This is a genomic window from Kitasatospora sp. NPDC002522, from assembly GCF_053595195.1.
Genome location: NZ_JBSFXE010000022.1, coordinates 73269 through 92504 on the forward strand (window position 1 = coordinate 73269; position 19236 = coordinate 92504).

General features: G+C 72.3%; 16 protein-coding genes. 7 read left to right on the plus strand and 9 right to left on the minus strand.

What is annotated here, in order from left to right:
• Window positions 1-62 precede the first annotated feature (62 nt).
• Both ACWD4U_RS19945 and ACWD4U_RS19950 read right to left on the minus strand, forming a co-directional pair.
• Window positions 63-1238, minus strand: coding sequence for a hypothetical protein (locus tag ACWD4U_RS19945; RefSeq protein ID WP_363453263.1), 1176 nt, complete (start codon window positions 1236-1238; stop codon window positions 63-65).
• A 243-nt stretch (window positions 1239-1481) separates the two neighbouring features.
• The gene (locus tag ACWD4U_RS19950) at window positions 1482-1856 is read right to left on the minus strand and encodes a winged helix-turn-helix transcriptional regulator (RefSeq protein WP_363453265.1); all 375 of its coding nucleotides are present in this window, start codon (window positions 1854-1856) and stop codon (window positions 1482-1484) included.
• Window positions 1857-1955: 99 nt separating this feature from the next.
• On the opposite strand from ACWD4U_RS19950, the gene ACWD4U_RS19955 reads away from it, so the two are divergent.
• The gene (locus ACWD4U_RS19955) at window positions 1956-3167 is read left to right on the plus strand and encodes a pyridoxal phosphate-dependent aminotransferase (protein ID WP_363453267.1); all 1212 of its coding nucleotides are present in this window, start codon (window positions 1956-1958) and stop codon (window positions 3165-3167) included.
• A 167-nt stretch (window positions 3168-3334) separates the two neighbouring features.
• A complete protein-coding gene (locus ACWD4U_RS19960; RefSeq protein WP_363453269.1) occupies window positions 3335-3826 on the plus strand; it encodes a hypothetical protein in 492 nt (163 codons plus the stop codon).
• A gap of 7 nt (window positions 3827-3833) precedes the next feature.
• Here ACWD4U_RS19960 and ACWD4U_RS19965 read toward each other — a convergent pair whose 3' ends face one another.
• The 4 genes from ACWD4U_RS19965 to ACWD4U_RS19980 form a co-directional block, all read right to left on the minus strand.
• Window positions 3834-4166: a YnfA family protein gene (locus ACWD4U_RS19965; RefSeq protein WP_363453271.1), complete on the minus strand. Its 333-nt coding sequence runs from the start codon at window positions 4164-4166 to the stop codon at window positions 3834-3836.
• A gap of 76 nt (window positions 4167-4242) precedes the next feature.
• Complete coding sequence (locus ACWD4U_RS19970; protein ID WP_363453273.1) at window positions 4243-5856, minus strand: purple acid phosphatase family protein; 1614 nt, start codon at window positions 5854-5856, stop codon at window positions 4243-4245.
• A 181-nt stretch (window positions 5857-6037) separates the two neighbouring features.
• A complete protein-coding gene (locus tag ACWD4U_RS19975; protein WP_363453275.1) occupies window positions 6038-6802 on the minus strand; it encodes an aminotransferase class IV in 765 nt (254 codons plus the stop codon).
• Window positions 6799-7101 carry a (2Fe-2S) ferredoxin domain-containing protein gene (locus tag ACWD4U_RS19980; protein ID WP_363453277.1) on the minus strand — a complete coding sequence of 101 codons (303 nt, stop codon included), beginning with the start codon at window positions 7099-7101 and terminating at the stop codon, window positions 6799-6801. The genes ACWD4U_RS19975 and ACWD4U_RS19980 overlap by 4 nt, the downstream gene beginning before the upstream one ends.
• 248 nt (window positions 7102-7349) lie before the next feature.
• On the opposite strand from ACWD4U_RS19980, the gene ACWD4U_RS19985 reads away from it, so the two are divergent.
• Window positions 7350-8444 carry a Nickel transporter NicT gene (locus tag ACWD4U_RS19985; protein ID WP_363453279.1) on the plus strand — a complete coding sequence of 365 codons (1095 nt, stop codon included), beginning with the start codon at window positions 7350-7352 and terminating at the stop codon, window positions 8442-8444.
• Between the two features lie 261 nt (window positions 8445-8705).
• On the plus strand, window positions 8706-11132 hold the full coding sequence (locus tag ACWD4U_RS19990) for an endonuclease/exonuclease/phosphatase family protein (protein ID WP_363453281.1): 2427 nt from the start codon (window positions 8706-8708) through the stop codon (window positions 11130-11132).
• A gap of 84 nt (window positions 11133-11216) precedes the next feature.
• Here the strand turns inward: ACWD4U_RS19990 and ACWD4U_RS19995 are convergent, their stop codons facing one another.
• A complete protein-coding gene (locus ACWD4U_RS19995; protein ID WP_363453283.1) occupies window positions 11217-11780 on the minus strand; it encodes an NUDIX hydrolase in 564 nt (187 codons plus the stop codon).
• A gap of 93 nt (window positions 11781-11873) precedes the next feature.
• The gene (locus ACWD4U_RS20000) at window positions 11874-12797 is read right to left on the minus strand and encodes an SGNH/GDSL hydrolase family protein (protein WP_363453285.1); all 924 of its coding nucleotides are present in this window, start codon (window positions 12795-12797) and stop codon (window positions 11874-11876) included.
• A 272-nt stretch (window positions 12798-13069) separates the two neighbouring features.
• Here ACWD4U_RS20000 and ACWD4U_RS20005 point away from each other — a divergent pair, with 272 nt between their 5' ends.
• Complete coding sequence (locus ACWD4U_RS20005) at window positions 13070-14728, plus strand: FAD-binding dehydrogenase (protein ID WP_363453287.1); 1659 nt, start codon at window positions 13070-13072, stop codon at window positions 14726-14728.
• Window positions 14729-14765: 37 nt separating this feature from the next.
• On the opposite strand, the gene ACWD4U_RS20010 is transcribed toward ACWD4U_RS20005, so the two are convergent.
• The gene (locus tag ACWD4U_RS20010; RefSeq protein ID WP_363453289.1) at window positions 14766-15305 is read right to left on the minus strand and encodes a GNAT family N-acetyltransferase; all 540 of its coding nucleotides are present in this window, start codon (window positions 15303-15305) and stop codon (window positions 14766-14768) included.
• A gap of 223 nt (window positions 15306-15528) precedes the next feature.
• On the opposite strand from ACWD4U_RS20010, the gene ACWD4U_RS20015 reads away from it, so the two are divergent.
• Both ACWD4U_RS20015 and ACWD4U_RS20020 read left to right on the plus strand, forming a co-directional pair.
• Window positions 15529-17868: a glycosyl hydrolase family 18 protein gene (locus ACWD4U_RS20015; RefSeq protein ID WP_363453291.1), complete on the plus strand. Its 2340-nt coding sequence runs from the start codon at window positions 15529-15531 to the stop codon at window positions 17866-17868.
• 169 nt (window positions 17869-18037) lie between these two features.
• Entirely contained in the window at window positions 18038-19165 is a 1128-nt protein-coding gene (locus ACWD4U_RS20020; RefSeq protein ID WP_363453293.1) for an alpha/beta hydrolase, read from the plus strand.
• The last annotated feature ends 71 nt before the right edge of the window (window positions 19166-19236 follow it).

The following is a 19236-nucleotide window of genomic DNA, read 5'->3' on the forward strand; positions in this document are numbered from 1 at the left end:
CCCCGGTGAGCGCGAAGATCCGCCGAAGTCGGCAGCTTACGACACTGGGGGGCGGGGCCGGATCAGCGGCCCGCTTCGGCTCCGGAGGCGAGGCGGTCGAGGTCCGCGAGCACCCGCTCGCGGACATGGGTGATCAGCTTGCGCAGATCGACGCAGTACACCGAGGGGTTGCGGAACCCGGTGCCGGCCCGGTACCGGTTCGCGTACTGCCCGCCGCCGCAGACGTCGCGGACCGGGCAGGCCAGGCAGGTTGGGGAGAGCGCGGCCGGGCCGCGCTGCCGGGCGTCCACGTCCGGGTGCAGGCGGGCCTCGTCGAAGCTGTTGCCGAACACGTCGAGGCCGCTCCACGGGGCGTCCGCGAAGCCGGACTCGAGGGCGCCGACCAGGTCGACGGACCCGTGGCTGTCGACGGCGAGCGAGCGGAACACCCCGAGGCCGACCGCCTCGGTGGTGCTCCGCCCGCCCACCGCCAGTGCGATGATGCCGGCGAACAGCCGGACCGTGGTCGGCGCCGGGACGGTGTCGTACCAGCGGTCGAAGACCGGGATCAGCCAGTCCGCGTACGCGGCTCCGCCTTCCTCGCCGGTCCAGCCGGGCGGCTTGGTCTCCCAGTCGCCGAGCGGCAGCAGGAAGTCCAACTGCGGGACCCCGGCCGCCACCAGCGCCTCGTAGGTCTCCAGCGGGTCGTTCGCCAGGTCGATCACGCACAGCAGCTTGCGCAGCCGCGCGGCGGGCGCGTGGGCGCGCAGCGCGGCGGCGGCGCGCATCACCGCGTCGTGGCAGCCCTTGCCGTCGGCGTACTGGCGGTGCCGGTCCGGCCCGGGGCGCGAGCCGTCCAGGCTGACGGTGACGTCGATCTCGTGCCTGTCCAGCACCGCCAGGATGCGCGGGTCCTCGAGCAGGACGCCGTTCGTGGTCATCGAGAACCGCACGGCGATGCCCTCGGGGACGGCCAGGCGCAGCATGGTGGCCGCGTAGTCGAGTTCGTCCGCCCCGGTCGGCCGGGGCTCGCCGCCCAGGAAGGTGATGGCGACCTCGGACAGTTCGGTGCGGTGCGCGTTCAGGTGCTCGGCGATCCGGAACGCGGTGCGGTCGAGCGTCGGGCGGGCCTGCATCTCGACGGCGAACCGCGTGAACGGCAGCGGGCGCCGGTCGGGATCGGCCGGGGCCTCGTCGACCACGGCCGGCCCGGGCCGTTCGAAGGCCGTCACCGACGTGTCCAGCAGGGGTTCGATCACGGGGGTTCTCCTTGCTCCTCGCGGTGCCGCGACCAACCCCCCGGCCGGTCGCGGCACCGTCGACGTCAGGACCTCACACGCGCGGGGGACACCGCGCTCCTGACGTCATTGCGAGGCGGCCGAGGGCTCCTGAGCGGTGACCCGGTCCAGCGCCGGCGCGTTGGACGGGTCCTGCTTGCAGGTGGCCGGTCGGCCGCCGTGACCAAGACTCGTCGGCGGCCCTCCTCACGTCCTACTCAGCCACTACTCGGGGGCGCCGACGGTGTACCAGTGCTCGCGGACGGCGTCGGTGGGCCGCGGCTCGCCGAGCTCGGGGCCGCCCCAGACGGCGAGGGCCGCGATGACGGGGCGCAGTTCGACGCCGCGGTCGGTGAGTGCGTAGACGGTGGCGTTGGCGGGGCGCTCCAGGCGGCGGCGCTCCACCAGCCCCTCGCCCTCCAGCTGCTTGAGGCGGGTGGCGAGGATGTCGGTGGAGACGCCGGGCAGGTCCGCGTGCAGGTCGGTGTAGCGGCGCGGCCCGTCGAGGAGTTCACGGACGATCAGGAGGCTCCAGCGCTCCCCCACCGCGTCCAGGGCGCGGGCGACGGCGCAGTACTGGTCGTAGCTTCGGCGTGGCATGGCGTCAGCATAGCCAATAGGTTGGACTTTCCAAGTGAGTACTTGGTAGAACAAAGCACGCCAGCCGCAGGGGTGTGGTGACGGGTCGGGAGGCCGCTGATGGAGTTTCGCCAGTCCAGCAAGCTGAAGGACGTGTGCTACGAGATCCGTGGCCCGGTCGTCGACACCGCCAACGCCCTGGAGGAGGCCGGCCACAGCGTGCTCCGGCTGAACACCGGCAACCCGGCGCCGTTCGGCTTCGAGGCGCCCGAGGAGATCATCCAGGACATCATCCGCAACCTGCCGAACGCGCACGGCTACAGCGACTCCCGCGGCATCCTGCCGGCCCGCCGCGCCGTCGTGCAGTACTACCAGCAGCGCGGCGTCGCCGGGGTGACGGTCGATGACGTCTACATGGGCAACGGCGTCTCCGAGCTGATCCAGATGGCCGTGCAGGCGCTGGTGGACGACGGCGACGAGGTGCTCGTCCCGATGCCGGACTACCCGCTGTGGACGGCCGTGGTGCGCTTCGCCGGCGGCAAGGCGGTGCACTACCGGTGCGACGAGCAGGCCGACTGGTACCCCGACCTGGACGACATCGCCGCCAAGATCACCGACCGCACCAAGGCCATCGTGGTGATCAACCCCAACAACCCGACCGGCGCGGTCTACCCGAAGGAACTCCTGGCGGGCATCCTCGACCTGGCGCGCCGTCACCACCTGCTGGTGTTCGCCGACGAGATCTACGACAAGATCCTCTACGACGGCACCGAGCACCACTGCCTCGCCGCACTCGCCGAGGACGTCCTCACCCTCACCTTCAACGGCCTGTCCAAGGCCTACCGGGTGGCCGGCTTCCGCAGCGGCTGGCTGGTGGTCTCCGGCCCCCGGCAGCACGCCAAGGACTACCTGGAGGGCCTCACCATGCTGGCCGGCATGCGGCTGTGCCCCAACGTCCCGGCCCAGTTCGCCGTCCAGGCCGCGCTCGGCGGCTACCAGTCCATCAACGACCTGGTGCTGCCGAACGGCCGGCTCACCGAACAGCGCGACGTCGCCTGGCGGGCCCTCAACGAGATCCCCGGCGTCTCCTGCGTCAAGCCCAAGGGCGCGCTCTACGCCTTCGCCAGGCTCGACCCGGCCGTGCACCGGATCGTCGACGACGAGCGCTTCGTCCTCGACCTGCTGCTCCGGGAGAAGATCCACATCGTCCAGGGCACCGGCTTCAACTGGCCGGAGCCCGACCACTTCCGCTTCGTCACCCTCCCCCGGGCCGACGACCTGGAGACCGCCATCAACCGGATCGGCCGCTTCCTGGCCACCTACCGCCAGTAGCCACGCCCGCCGGACCCGACACGAACGCCCGCCCCCGCACCGGGAGTTACCGTTCGGTCGGGTCCTGAGCGGTTGCCGATCGGTAACGAACCCATCACCCGGCCTCCACGGCTTGCACACCATCGGAAGGATGGCTTCTCGTCCCCGCACCTTCGACGAGAGCCGTCATGACCCGCATACTCCGCCTCCGCCGGGCGTCCGCCGCCGGCGCGTTCCTGGCCGCGCTGCTGTTCGCCACCGCCTGCGAGCCGACCGACGCGGCACCCGCCGCGCCGCACTCCAGCAGCGCCCCCGCCGCCGTCAGCAGCAGCGCCGCCGCGCCCACGCCGACGCCTTCGCCGACCCCCACCCCGACGCCCCCGGCCACCACCCCCGCCGCCGCGCCGCCCACCACCGAGGCGCCGACCACCCCCGCGGCGGCCGCACCGGCCACTACCAGGCCCGCCGCGCCCCGCACCACCACGGCCGCCCCCCAGCCGCCCGCGACGCCGACCCACACCGAGGCGGCGGCCGGCTGCCACCCGCTCTCCAACGCGGGCAACTGCTACAAGGCGGGCCAGTACTGCCGGGCCACCGACCACAACGTGGAGGGCACCGACGCCTCCGGACGGGCCATCAGGTGCCTGGACGACAGCGGCTGGCGCTGGAAGTACGTCTGACGGCCGGTCAGCGCCGCGGGCCGTACATGATGACGCCGACGCCGGCCAGGCAGATCAGCGCGCCGAGCACGTCGGAGCGGGTGGGGCGGAACCCGTCGAGGAGGACGCCCCACAGCAGCGAGCCCGCCACGAAGACGCCGCCGTACGCGGCCAGGACCCGGCCGAAGTTCGCGTCCGGCTGGAAGGCGGCGGTGAACCCGTAGGCGCCGAGCGCGAGGACGCCGAGACCGGCCAGCCACCACGGGCGGGACTCCCGGACGCTCTGCCAGACCAGCCAGCAGCCGCCGATCTCCAGCAGCGCGGCCAGCACGAACAGCAGGATCGAACGGACGGTGCTCACCCGCGGCAGCCTACCGGCGGCGGGATGCACGACACCCCCGGACCCGGCCGCCGCCGGACCCGGGGGTGTCGGGGCGTCAGCGGCCCTGCTCGCACTCGCCCGCGCGGCGGACGATCGAGTAGTGGTCGACCTGGCTGCCGTCCTCGGCCAGCGCGGTGACCTTCATGGTGGCGGTGCCGCCGCGGTGCGCCGGGGTGACGTCCACCTTGATGAAGGAGTAGCCGGTGTAGCGGACCCGGGACCACTCGACGGTCTCGGCGACCTTCACGCTGCCCTTGTCGAAGTGGTAGGTGACCACCTCGTCGACCCGGTTCTCGTGGCCCTCGTAGGTGTCGGGCGCGTCGAACCTGTACAGGCTCCGGCCGGCCGCGCCCGCGGTCACGTAGACCACGCCGTCCTTGGCCGGGTCGACCGTCGCGCCGCTCGGCACGGCCTTGTTGACCTTGTTGCCGAGGATCGCGTCGGTGCGCTCGTACACGTGGTTGTGGCCGTTGATGACCAGGTCCACCCGGTACTTCTCGAACAGCGGCACCCACGCGTCGCGGACACCGCCGTCCGAGGCGTGCTGGTGGGTGGTGGAGAAGGCGCAGTGGTGGAAGAAGACCACCACGAAGTCGACGGCCTCGTCGGCGCGCAGCTCGCGGAGCTTGCGCTCCAGCCACTGGGTCTGACGGCCGGCGGTGATGCCCAGGTTGGCCGGGATCTCGTAGGACACGTCGTTGGCGTCCAGCGAGATGACACCGACGTTGCCGTAGGTGAAGGAGTAGACGCCGGGGGCCTTGCGCGGGTCCGGGCCGTTGCCGGGCAGGGTGAAGCGGGCGTCGTCGCCGCCGTACCCGTTGGGCGAGTACCAGGCCTCCATGTCGTGGTTGCCGTAGGAGACCATCCACGGGACCTTCGCGGCCACCGTCTCGGTCTGCGCCAGGAAGGCGTCCCAGGTCAGCGCGTTGAAGGCGACCTTGTCGGCGTCCTGGCCCTGGCCCATCGGGTCGGCGTAGCAGATGTCGCCGGCGTGCAGGTGGAAGGCCGGCTTCTGCGCCAGGATCACGTTGTCGTTGCCCGCGGCGTGCGCGCTGACACCCTGGTCGCCGAAGGCGGTGAAGGTGAACGGCTCGAACGCGCGGTGGCCGCGGCCGTGGCGGGACGGCGCGGTGGTGAAGGTCTGCAGGGTGGAGATCGCCTGCTGGGACGCCGGGTCGAAGCCCTGGTGGCCCACGCCGTAGTAGTAGGTGGTGCCGGGCTGCAGGTGGTCCAGCTCGACGTGCAGGTAGTACTGGTCCACCGCGGTCCCGGTCGGGGTCAGCGCGGGGGTGTGCAGCGCCCGGACCTCGGCCTCGATCTTGTGGCTGAGCTCCCACGGGTGCCGGCCGAAGCGCAGGAACGGCTTCTGCACCGGCGCCGGCACCTGCCAGGACACCCGCATCTGGGTGTCGGCCTCGGCGCCGAACTGCAGGTGGCGGCCGACCGGGGCCACCAGGGAGCCGGAGACGGCGTCCGTGGTGCTACCGGCCGGGGCGGCGAACGCGGTGCCGGAGCCCAGCGCCCCGCCGACGGCGATCGCGCCGACCGTCACCGCGCTGGAGCGCAGCATGGTGCGACGGGAAAGCTTGCTGCGCAGGTACTCGTGCTGCTCCGCCATGCTCATGCGGTCGGCGAGCTTGGCGGGCACGCCCATGTTGGGGATATCCATGCGCGGAGACTTTCAGCGGCCGGTGGCCGAGAACCGCCTGGTCGGTGAACGAGCGTCATCGTGTCGGTCTGGGCGAACACATGATCTGACCATGCCTTGGTAAAGACCGCGCCACGCGGGGTTCACCGGGCCGATGATGACGGTCCGTCAAGAGGGCTGCCGGCGCGGGCCTCCGCGGCTCTCACAGCGGATCGCCGGGCACCGCCAGGTACGCCTCGCGCAGCCGCCCGATGCCCGCGGTGCCCAGCTCCCGGCCGTCGACCGCCGCGATCGGGCGCACCCCGACCGCCGCGTTGGTGGCGAACGCGGCGTCGATGCCCGCCAGTTCGGGGCCGACCGGCTCCTCGGTGCCGCCGCACGCGGCCCGCAGCAGCGCCATCGCGGTGCCCGGGAGGTACCCGCCGCGCGGCCACACCACCCGGTCACCGCGCAGGAAGCCGACGTTCCAGGTGCCGCCCTCGGTGATCCGGTCCTGGTCGTCCAGGAACAGCGCATCGTCCCAGCCGGCCAGCTGGGCCTCCCGGCGCAGCCGCAGCGCCCCGAACAGGCCGACGCTCTTCACCTGCGGCAGCTCCCGCCGGTAGCGGACGGTGCGGACCCGGATCGGCCCGGGCTCGCCGCCGCCCGCCGGACGGGTGGTCACCAGCACCCGGGGCTCGGCCGCGCCACCGATGCTGCCCAGGTCGATCGCCGGGTCGAACAGGGTGATCCGCAGGATCGCGGCGCCCCGCTGCGGCGCGAGGCGGCGGGCGAAGCCGCGGATCCGCTCCCGGTCGGGGGCGGTGCCGAACAGGGTGCGGCAGTCCCGCTCCAGCCGGGTCAGGTGCAGGTCGAGCCCGCGCACCCGGCCGTCCTCGACCAGCATGGTGGTGAAGTGCCCGTAGTTGGTCAGCGCCAGCGCCTGCAGCTGATCCGCCGTCACCGGCCGCCCGTCCAGCTCCGTCATCCCGGCAGCCCCTCCCGCACCTTCCGCGACACCCGGAACTCCTGCAGCTCCAGCGCTCCGGGCGGCGCGGCGATCCCCGGCCCGCCGGCCCGCACCCACGCGCCGATCTCCGCCACCATGTCCTCGCCCAGCACCCAGCCCAGCCACACCGGCCGCGCCCCCTGCGCCCGGCCCTGCGGCGACGGGCTCACCACCACCACGTTCGAGTGCCCGCAGGTGTCCAGGCACTCCACCACCCGCACCCGCCCGGCGTCCCCCACCTCGTCCCGCAACTGCCGCACCTGCTCCGCGTGGTCCACCCCCGGATGCTTCACCGCCGATCCGCAGCAGCACCCCCGACACACCGTCACCGTGACCATGACGACCCCGCCTCTCGTTTCCCCTGCCCCAACCAGGCCATTCTCCGCGATGCCGGCGCCGGCGCGGTAGCGAGCCCCCGCCCGGCCGCCGGTTGTGCGCCGACGGCTCTCAGTTGCATATGACTTGCAATTACAACCTGCCAAGGGAAAGGATGGCCCAGCTCGCAGCCACGTCCGGAGGGAATCCCATGCCAGCGCCCAGCCGTCTGCGCGACCGGCTCACCCGCGACGAGTGGACCCGGCTCGCCGGGATGGCCGGCTTCGTGCTGGCCCTGCACGTGGTCGGCTGGTTCACCCTGCTGGCGGTCATCGCGCCGCAGCACTACGACGTCGGCGGCCAGGTGTTCGGCGCGGGCATGGGCCTGACCGCCTACACCCTCGGCATGCGGCACGCCTTCGACGCCGACCACATCGCCGCGATCGACAACACCACCCGCAAGCTGATGGGCCAGGGCAAGCGGCCGCTCTCGGTGGGCTTCTGGTTCTCGCTCGGGCACTCCTCGATCGTCTTCGGCCTCTGCGCCCTGCTGGCCTTCGGCATCCGCTCGCTGGCCGGGCAGGTGGAGTCCGACCAGTCCGCCCTGCACACCGCGACCGGACTGATCGGCGTCAGCGTCTCCGGCACCTTCCTGGTGCTGATCGGCCTGATCAACCTGGGCGCGTTCAACGGCATCCTCAAGGTGTTCCGGAAGATGCGTCAGGGCGAGTACGACGAGGCCGAGCTGGAGCGCCAGCTGGACCGGCGCGGCTTCCTCAACCGGATCCTCGGCCGGGTCACCCGGGCGGTCACCAAGCCGTGGCACATGTACCCGGTGGGCCTGCTGTTCGGCCTCGGCTTCGACACCGCCACCGAGGTCTCGCTGCTGGTGCTGGCCGGCGGCGCGGCGGCCTTCTCGCTGCCCTGGTACGCCCTGCTGGTGCTGCCGATCCTGTTCGCGGCCGGCATGAGCCTGCTGGACACCATCGACGGCTCGTTCATGAACTTCGCCTACGAGTGGGCGTTCTCCAAGCCGGTCCGCAAGATCTACTACAACCTGACCGTCACCGGCCTGTCGGTGCTGGTCGCCCTGGTGATCGGCGTGGTCGAGCTGGTCGGCCTGCTCGCCGAGAAGCTGGACATCACCTCCGGCCCGATCGGCTGGGTCGGCTCGCTCGACCTCAACCTGGTCGGCTACGCGATCGTCGGACTGTTCGTGGTCACCTGGGCCGGCGCGCTGGCGTTCTGGAAGTTCGGCAAGGTCGAGCAGAAGTGGGGCGCCGCCCTGCGCGAGCAGGCCGACTGAGGGCCGCCGCGGCCTGACGCCGCGTCAGGAACGAAGGGGCGCCCGAGCGGTGCCCCTTTCGTCGCGTTCGGGGAGGGTTGACCGGCACAGCGGGAAGAGTTCACGTCGGCACCCTTGTCGCGTCAACTTCTACGCGCGTATCTTCGGCTCCGGATCTACGCGAGTAGCCCCGAGTGGGCGCGCGCTTCTGACGAACCCTCACCCGCCCGGCACCGGTACGGCAGCCGGGCCCCGGTCCTGCCACGAAGGAGCCCCGCAACGGTGCCCAGCCCCACCTCCGCCCGCCGCTCCCGTCGCGCCCTGCTGCGCGCCGCCCTGCCCGCCACCGTCGTCGCGTCGCTGGTGCTCGTGCCGCTGCCGAGCGCGTTCGCCACCCCGTCCACCGGTGCGGTCATCGCCGAGGTGTACGGCGGCGGCGGCAACTCCGGCGCCACGCTGAAGAACGACTTCATCGAGCTCGGCAACCCGTCCGGCGCGGCCTTCGGCCTGACCGGCTACAGCGTGCAGTACCTGCCCGGCACCCCGAGCGCCAGCAGCCAGTGGGGCGTCACCCCGCTGACCGGCTCGGTCGCGCCCGGCGGCCGCTACCTGGTCGCCGAGGGCCCCGGCGCGGGCGGCACCGTGGACCTGCCGGCCGCCGACGCCTCCGGCACCCTGGCGCTCTCCGCCACCTCCGGCACCGTCGCCCTGGTCAACGGCACCGCCGCGCTGACCTGCAAGACCGCCGCCGACTGCGCCGCCGACCCGCGGGTCGTCGACCTGGTCGGCTTCGGCACCGCCGTGGTCCGCGAGGGCAGCCCGGTCACCGGCGCCTCCAACACCAACGCGGTGGCCCGCGGCGCGGCCCTGGCCGACACCGACAACAACGCCGCCGACCTGTCGGCCGGCGCGCCGACCCCGACGAACAGCAAGGGCGAGACCACCGGCGGCAGCACCACCCCGCCGCCCCCGCCGGTCCCCGGCCCGCTGCGCATCCACGACGTCCAGGGCACCACCCGCGTCTCGCCGAAGAACGGCCAGACGGTCACCAACGTCCCCGGCGTGGTCACCGGCGTGCGCGCCTACGGCTCCAAGGGCTTCTGGATCCAGGACACCACCCCGGACGCCGACCCGGCGACCAGCGAGGGCGTCTTCGTCTACACCGGCAGCGCCAACCCGACCGTCAAGGTCGGCGACTCGGTGCTGGTCACCGGCAAGGTGAGCGAGTACTACCCGAGCAGCAGCGGCGGCTCGCAGTCCGTCACCGAGCTGACGGCCCCCCAGGTCATCGTGCTGTCCTCCGGCAACGCGGTGCCCGCGCCGGTGGTGCTGGACTCCTCGAACATCCCGGCCGCCTACACCCAGGACGCGGCCGGCGGCTCGATCGACGGCCTGACCCTGCAGCCCGGCTCCTACGCGCTCGACCTGTTCGAGTCGCTGGAGGGCATGAACGTCGAGGTCCGCGACGTGCCGGTGGTGCAGGCCACCGACAAGTACAACGAGCTGTGGGTGGACGCCCGCAGCGAGGACCCGCGTTCGGCCCGCGGCGGCGTGGTCTACCTCGGCTACGACCAGCCGAACGTCGGCCGGATCATGGTCCAGTCGCTCGCCCCGGTCGCCCAGCAGCCCTTCCCGTCCGCCAACGTCGGCGACCAGCTGACCGGCGTGACCAGCGGCCCGCTGGACTACAACCAGTTCGGCGGCTACACCATCGCCGCCAACGCGATCGGCGCGGTCCAGGACAACGGCCTGCAGCGCGAGGTCGCTTGCCCGGCGGACCGGAACGAGCTCTCGCTCGGCACCTACAACGTCGAGAACCTCGACCCGAGCGACCCGGACGAGAAGTTCGCCCAACTCGCCCAGGGCGTCGTCACCAACCTGAGCTCGCCCGACATCGTCGCCCTGGAGGAGATCCAGGACAACAACGGCGCGGTCGACGACGGCACCGTGGACGCCTCCGTCACCGTGCAGAAGTTCATCGACGCGATCAAGGCGGCCGGCGGCCCGGCCTACGACTGGCGCTCGATCAACCCGGAGAACGACAAGGACGGCGGCGAGCCCGGCGGCAACATCCGCCAGGTGTTCCTGTTCAACCCGGCGCGGGTCTCCTTCACCGACATCCCGGGCGGCGACGCCACCACCGCGGTGGACGTGACCGGCCACAACAACAAGACCAGCCTGACCGCCTCGCCCGGCCGGATCGACCCGGGCAACGAGGCCTGGACCACCAGCCGCAAGCCGCTGGTCGGCCAGTTCGAGTTCCACAACAAGCCGGTCTTCGTGATCGCCAACCACTTCAACAGCAAGGGCGGCGACCAGGGCATCGACAGCCGCTTCCAGGCCCCGAACCGCTCCTCCGAGGTGCAGCGCGGCAAGCAGGCCACGGTGGAGCAGGCCTTCGTCGCCAAGCTGCTGGACGCCGACCCGAAGGCCCGCGTGGTCTCGCTCGGCGACTTCAACGACTATCAGTTCTCGCCCGCGCTGCAGACCCTCACCAAGGACGGCGTGCTGCGCGACCTGGTGAACGAGCTGCCCGCCGACCAGCGCTACTCGTACGTCTACCAGGGCAACTCGCAGGTGCTGGACCACATCCTGGTCAGCCCCGCGCTGAAGCCGAACAAGGTGTCGTACGACGTGGTGCACATCAACAGCGAGTTCGCGGTGCAGGCCTCCGACCACGACCCGCAGGTGGTCCGCATCAAGCTGTGACCCACAGACTCTGACGCCCCGTCAGCACGTAGCCCCCGTCCGGTCGTCCCACCGGGCGGGGGCGCCGTGGTTCCGGGCCCGGGATCACCCCGGCAGCAGCGGTTCGGCGAGCAGCAGCGCGGCGAGACTGCCGGCCTCCCGGATCACGCCGCCACGGGCCAGCCGGACCGCCTCCGCGGCGGGGACCCGGCGCATCGTCATGCCCGCCTCGCCGGGGTCGCGGTGCAGGCGCCCGGCGGTCAGGCCGGTGGCCAGGAAGAGGGTGGTGACGGCGGGGGTGGTGGAGGGCAGCGGGTGGATCTCGCCGAGCCGGTGCCAGGTGTCGGCGCACCGGCCGGTCTCCTCCTCCAGTTCGCGGCGGGCTGCCGTCAGCGGATCCTCGCCGCGTTCCACGCCGCCGCCGGGCAGGTGGGGCATCCGGCGCCCCGTCAGGTAGAACTCGTCCTCCACCAGCAGCACCCGCCCGTCCTCGTCGAGGGCGACGACGCGCACCCCGTCGCGCACGTCGACGTGCTCGTACACCTCGGGGGCGGCCGGTCCCTCGACCCGGTCCAGCGACAGCCGGACGAACGGGCCCTCGTGGACCACCTCGCGGCTGACCAGGCGCCACGAGGGCACCTGGCCGCCGTCGTGCGGTGCGCCGCTCATCGGGCCGCTCGCGGGGCGCGGCGGGCTTGTCCGTACGGTCGGTGAGTCGTCGTCAGCATCCTTCGAGGATGCCGGCGGCGGGCCCTCGCGGGGCTACTTCCCGAGCGCCTTCAGCACGGCCTGCGACATCGCCCGCTCGCCCGCCGCGTTGGGGTGGAACGGCACGGTCGGCGAGCCGGGCAGCGCGCCCTCCACCCAGCGGTCGTCGGAGCACACGTCGTGGCCCCGGGTGGGGGTCAGGGTGTCGACGTAGGTGGCGCCGTTCGCGGCCGAGGTGGCGGCCAGCATGCCGTTCAACCGGCCGAGGATCCCGCGCAGGTAGGCCACGTCGCCGACGGTGACCGGCTGGCGCCCGAAGCAGCGGTTCTCGTCCTCGGGCAGCACCGAGGGGTAGCCGACCACCAGGACCCGGGCGTTCGGGGCCTTGGCGTGGATCCGCTGCAGCACGTCGGCGAGTTGCGGCGCGGCGGCGTCGATCCGGGCGGACAGGGTGTCGGCGCCGTACACCCAGGCCCACTGGCTCCAGCTCCAGTGCCCGTCGGCGTACAGGTCGTGGCAGGGGGTGCCGAGCGGGTTGACCACGGCGCCCGCCACGCAGGCCGCGATCACCTCGCCGACGCCGAGGTCGGAGGAGCCGAGGTCGTTGCCGCCGATGCCGAGGGTGACCAGTTCGGTGTCGGCGGTCACCGCGTCCAGCTGCGGGTCGTTGACCCGGATGAAGGCGTCGTACTGCGCCTCGGTCATCGCCTTCACCTTGGCCGCGCCGCAGGTGACGTCGGTGTAGGCGCGGCTGCCGAGGGCGGCCGCCACCAGGTGGCCGTAGTTGTGGTCGGAGCGCAGACAAAGGCCCGCGTACTGGCCGGGGACACCGGAGCCGGCCGCGTACGAGTCGCCGAGGGCGACGTACTTGCCGGTCGGCGCGGCCGCCTGGGCGGGGGAGGTCAGCGCGGTGAGCGCGGTGGCCAGCAGGACGCCGCCGGCCAGCACGGCGGCGCGTTTCAGGGCAGGGCGGAGCACGGTTCCTCCTGGGGGGAGAGAAACGGCGGGTGGGTGGGGGCGCGGCATTCGGGTGGGCGCCGCGTGGGGGCGTACTGCTCGGTAAGTTACTTCCGGGTTAGAGGGGTGTCCAGATCTCGCGGCGTGTCGATTTGGCGGCGAACTTCCTTGTCGGGAAAGGAATTTCGCTCCGCTCAGGAGCGCATTCGGGCGGTGGATGTTACCGGTGGGTTGACCGCCGGGCGTGCAGGCCGCAGGATCATGGCACCCGAGCAGCCCCGGAAGGACCCCGCATGGCCTACGACGCCGACGTCATCGTGATCGGAGCGGGCCTCGCGGGCCTGACCGCCACCGCCGAACTGGTGGACGCCGGACGGCGGGTGATCCTGCTCGACCAGGAACCGGCCGGCTCGCTCGGCGGGCAGGCGCACTGGTCGTTCGGCGGACTGTTCCTGGTCGACTCGCCCGAACAGCGCCGGATGCGGATCAAGGACTCCCACGAACTCGCCTGGCAGGACTGGCTGGGCACGGCCGGCTTCGACCGCGCGGAGGACGCCTGGCCGCGCCGCTGGGCCGAGGCGTACGTGGACTTCGCGGCCGGCGAGAAGCGCGCCTGGCTGCACGCCCAGGGCGTCCGGCTGTTCCCGGTGGTCGGCTGGGCCGAGCGCGGCGGCCTGCTCGCCAGCGGGCCCGGCAACTCGGTGCCGCGCTTCCACATCACCTGGGGCACCGGCCCCGGGCTGGTCGAGCCCTTCGCCCGCCGGGTCCGCGAGGGCGTCAAGCGCGGCCTGGTCGAACTGCGCTTCCGACACCGCGTCACCGGACTGGCGGCGAGCGCCGGTTCGCTGGACACCGTCACCGGCGAGGTGCTCGCGCCCAGCGCCGTGCAGCGCGGCGAGTCCAGCTCCCGCGAGGTGGCCGGCCACTTCGAACTGCGCGCCCAGGCCGTGATCGTCGCCTCCGGCGGCATCGGCGGCAACCACGAGAAGGTCCGCGCCGCCTGGCCCGAGCGGCTCGGCACCCCGCCCGAGCGGATGCTCTCCGGCGTCCCCGCCCACGTCGACGGACTGATGCTGGACGTCGCCGACGCGGCCGGCGCCCAGCTGATCAACGGCGACCGGATGTGGCACTACACCGAGGGCATCGAGAACTGGGACCCGATCTGGCCGCTGCACGGCATCCGGATCCTGCCCGGCCCGTCCTCGCTCTGGCTCGACGCCACCGGGAAGCGCCTGCCCGTCCCGCTCTTCCCCGGCTTCGACACCCTCGGCACCCTCGAACACATCATGCGCACCGGCCACCAGCACACCTGGTTCGTGCTCACCCAGAAGATCATCGAGAAGGAGTTCGCGCTCTCCGGCTCCGAGCAGAACCCCGACCTGACGGGCCGTTCGATCCGCGGCGTGCTCGGCCGCGCGCTGCCCGGCGCCACCGGCCCGGTCGAGGCCTTCAAGCGGCACGGCGCGGACTTCGTGGTCGCCGACACCCTCACCGACCTGGTGCGCGGCATGAACGAGCGGCAGGGCAAGGCGCCCGCCATCGACGAGGCCGAGCTGCGCCGCGAGGTCGAGGCGCGCGACCGCGAGATGGCCAACCCGTTCAGCAAGGACCTCCAGGTCACCGCGATCCACGGCGCCCGCCGGTACCTCGGCGACAAGCTGATCCGCACCGCCGCCCCGCACCGCCTGCTCGACCCCAAGGCCGGCCCGCTGATCGCCGTCCGCCTCAACATCCTCACCCGCAAGTCCCTCGGCGGCCTGCACACCGACCTCGACGCCCGCGTCCTGCGCCCCGACGGCACCGTCCTCGACGGCCTCTACGCGGTCGGCGAGGCCGCCGGCTTCGGCGGCGGCGGCGTCCACGGCTACCGCTCCCTCGAAGGCACCTTCCTCGGCGGCTGCCTCTTCACCGGCCGCACCGCCGGCCGCGCAGCAGCCGCAGCCACGGGCTGACGGCACGTCGGCCGGGCGGGGTACGCGCCCGGCGGGCTCAGGTCGGGCGGGCGATCCGGAACTCCGTCATCTCTGCGCCGTACCAACGGTCCGTCAGGCCGTGTTCGGTCATGCCGAGCCGGTGGCAGACCGCGGTGGAGCGGTGGTTGTCCGGGCGGACCACGGCCAGGATCTCGTCGAGGCCGTCCGCGAAGCCCTTCGCCAGGACCGCCAGGGCCGCCTCGGTCGCGTAGCCGTGGCCCCAGCTGTCGGGGTGGAGGTGCCAGCCGATCTCGACCTCGCCGTCGCCGTCCGGCAGCGGGAGCAGCAGGACCGACCCGGCGACCAGGCCGGTGTCGCGGACCTCGACCGCCCAGAGGCCGAACCGCGGGTCGGCCGAGCGCAGCCGGGACCGCTCGACGAAGGCGCGGGCCTCGGCCGCCTCGGCCATCGCCCGCGGCGCGCTGCCGAGCCATCGGGCGACCTCCCACCGCGCGTAGGTGTCGAAGGCGCGGTCGAGGTCGCCCCCGGTCCACTGACGGACGGTCAGCCGCTCGGTGTCGAGCACGACTTCCGCCCTCCCGCCGGTCTCCGCCATGGCAGCCCTCCCCGGGGACGTCGAAGGCCCCAGCCTAGCCATGTGACATGGCATCACACGACTGATCGGAAAGGTTCCTGACGGTTCGTGGCCCGAAATCCTTGACGCGGATGATTGGTCCAGTCCAATCTTTGTGACGCGCTCCCCACAAGGCGTGAGGCTCCCACCCGGCCGCCAGGCCGACGCACCTACCGGACAACCCCACTTCTCCGGAGGTACCTCCATGCTTGAACGGGCCACACCCGCCCACGAGTCGGCGCGACGGACCGCGCCCCGCCGGCGGGCCGGCGCGCTCGCGGTGGCCGCCGCCATGACGGTCGGCTCCACGGCGCTCGCGGTGTCCCTCGGCAGCGCTTCGGCGGCCACCGTCAACCTGCTCGGCAACCCGGGCTTCGAGGCCGGCGCACTGACCGGCTGGACCTGCACCAACGGCTCGGTGGTCACCACCCCGGTGCACTCCGGCTCGTACGCGCTGAACGGCGCGGCCACCGCCTCGGACACCGCGCAGTGCCAGCAGACCGTCGCCGTCCAGCCCAACACCCAGTACTCGCTGAGCGGCTGGGTCAAGGGCAGCTACGTCTACCTGGGCGCCACCGGCACCGGCGTGAACGCCTCCACCTGGAGCCCGTCGGCGCCGAACTACACCCAGCTGAGCACCACGTTCAAGACCGGTGCGAGCACCACCTCGGTCACCGTCTTCACCCACGGCTGGTACGGCCAGGGCGCCTACCAGGCCGACGACCTCAGCCTGACCGGCCCGGCCACGACCTCCACCAGCCCGAGTGCCAGCGCGAGTGCCAGCGCCAGCACCAGCGCCTCGGCCAGCCCGAGCGGCAGCGCCTCGGCGAGCCCGTCCACCAGCGCCGGCCCGTCCGGCAGCAGCAGCCCGTCGACCAGCGCCTCGCCGTCCGCCTCGGCCAGCTCCAGCTCGGGCACCGGCAACGGCCCCGGCGGCGACGGCAAGATCACCGTCCCGGGCGGGGTCACCGTCAGCCGCACCACGGCCAACGCGGTGGTGCTCGGCTGGACGGCGTCGACCGACTCCACCGACAACTACGTCGGCTACAAGGTCTGGTCGAACAACCAGCTGGTGGGCACCTCGATGGGCACCTCGATCGCGGTCAGCTCGCTGCTGCCGAACACCTCGTACACCTTCACCGTGCAGGCGTACGACAAGGCCGGCCACGCCTCCCAGCAGTCCGCGCCGGTGACCACCACCACGTCCGCCGCGCCCGCCGCCAAGCCGCTCAAGTCCGCCTACTTCGACCAGTGGTCGGTCTACGACGCCGCCTACTACCCGAAGAACGTGAACACCTCCGGCGCGGCCGCCAAGCTGGACGTGATCAGCTACGCGTTCGAGAACATCCACCCGACCAACCTCAACTGCTTCGAGGCGGTCAAGGCCTCCGACGCCACCCACGAGGACAACCCGAACGCGGGCGACGGCGCGGCCGACGCGTACGCCGACTACCAGATGGACTACACCGGCGCGATCAGCGTGGACGGCAGCGCCGACGACTGGCAGCAGCCGCTGAAGGGCAACTTCAACCAGCTGCGCCAGCTGAAGGCCAAGAACCCGAACCTGCGGATCACCCTGTCGCTCGGCGGCTGGACCTACTCCAAGTACTTCTCCGACGCGGCGGCCACCGACGCCTCGCGCAAGAAGCTGGTGTCCTCCTGCCTCGACATGTTCCTCAAGGGCAACCTGCCGACCGGCGTGGCCGGCGACGCCTCCGGCGGTGCGGCCACCGCGGCCGGCATCTTCGACGGCATCGACATCGACTGGGAGTACCCGGGCTCGGCCGGCGGCCACACCGGCAACCACTACTCGGCCGCCGACAAGCAGAACTTCACCGCCCTGCTCGCCGAGTTCCGCAGCCAGCTGGACTCCTACGGCGCGAGCGTCGGCAAGCGCTTCCTGCTCACCGCGGCGCTGCCCAGCGGCCAGGACAAGATCCAGTACCTGGAGACCGACAAGATCGGCCAGTACCTGGACTACGCCGACATCATGACCTACGACATGCACGGCTCCTGGGACGCCACCGGCCCGACCAACTTCCAGGACCCGCTGCACGACAGCCCGAGCGACCCGACCACGCCGATCACCCCCGGCACCCGCAAGTACAACGTGGACACCACGCTCACCGCGTACACCACCGGCCTGCCCGAGTACGGCATCGCGGGCGGCTTCCCGGCGAACAAGATCGTGCTGGGCATCCCGTTCTACTGGCGCGGCTGGACCGGCGTCCAGGCCGGGGCGAACTACGGCCTCTACCAGGCGGCGACCGGCGGCACCCCCGCCAAGCCCGGCAGCCAGGAGGCCGGCCTGGCCAGCTGGCGCGAGCTCACGCTGACCGCCCAGAACACCCACTGGGACCCGGTGACCGAGAGCACCTGGGTCTACGACGGCACCAACTTCTGGACCGGTGACAACCCGCAGGCCATCCAGGCCCGCGCGGCCTACGCCAAGTCCAAGGGCCTGGCCGGCATGTTCGCCTTCGCCCTGGAGAACGACGACGACTCCTCGACCCTGCTGAACAGCATCGCCACCAGCCTCGGCTGACGGCCCGTCCGACCGGCGGCCCGCCGCGCCCACCCCATGGGGCGCGGCGGGCCGTCCCACACCCGGGCGCACCGGGGCGCTTGGGCCGGTCTTGACCCCGCCTTGGCCTTCCCGTGAACGGGCTGGGAGCGGCTGGGAGCTTGATGAGGACGTACCTTACGATCATCAGGTGCCGAGCCTGACCGGAGTACCGATCCAGATCATCGCCAGCCTGCTGGCGATCGCCGCCTTCGCCGCCACCATGTGGCTGTGGCCCCGCCTCGGCGGGCGCAGCTGGCGTGCCTGGCTCGGCCGGCTCGGCGCCTTCTTCGGCACGCAGGTCACGGTGCTGGTCGCGATGGGCCTGGTCGCCAACTCCTACTTCGGCTTCTACTCCACCTGGAGCGACCTACTCGGCCTGGACGGCAAGCCCGGCACCGTCGTCGACCACCAGCCCGGCGGCAAGGCCGTCGCGGTCACCGGCGAGCAGAAGATGTACTCCGCGCAGGGCTCCGCGCAGGACCGTTCCGGCGTGATCCAGCAGGTCGAGATCCGCGGCGCCCGCTCCGGCCTCACCGGCACCCCCGCGTACGTCTACCTGCCGCCGCAGTACTTCCAGCCCGCCTACGCCGGCACCCGCTTCCCGATGCTGCTGGCGCTCTCCGGCTACCCCGGCACCCCCGAGAAGCTGATCTCGCTGCTCCAGTACCCGGCCTCCACGCTGAAGGCGATCGAGGCCAAGGAGCTGCCGCCGACCGTGCTGGTGATGATGCGGCCCACCCTGGTCGGCAACCGCGACACCGAGTGCATGGACGTCCCCGGCGGCCCGCAGGTCGAGACCTTCTTCACCGAGGACCTGCCGAAGGCGATGGCCGCCGACTACCGGGTCGACGCCCGGCCCGACGCGCACGCCGTGGTCGGCGACTCCACCGGCGGCTACTGCGCGCTCAAGTTCGCCCTGCGCCGTCCCGACGCCTACCGCTCGGCGATCTCGCTCTCCGGCTACTACGAGGTCCACAACGACCCCACCACCGGCGACCTGTTCAACGGCAGCCCCGAGGTCAAGCGCGACAACGACCTGCTGTGGCGCCTGCAGACCCAGCCCGCCCCGCCGGTGTCGCTGCTCCTCGCCACCAGCCTCAACGAGGAGAACTACCCCGCCACCCAGCAGATGGTCGCCGCCTTCAAGGCCCCGACCAAGCTGTCCACCATCACGCTGGACACCGGCGGCCACAACTTCCACACCTGGACCCGCGAGATCCCGCCGGCCCTCACCTGGCTCGGCCAGCGCCTCGCCCACCCGGCGCCCACGGCCTGACCCGCCGTCACCCGTCCGCACCGCAGATCACAGGCCGCTCATAGCCCGGTCTCATCAAGCTTTCAGCGTGG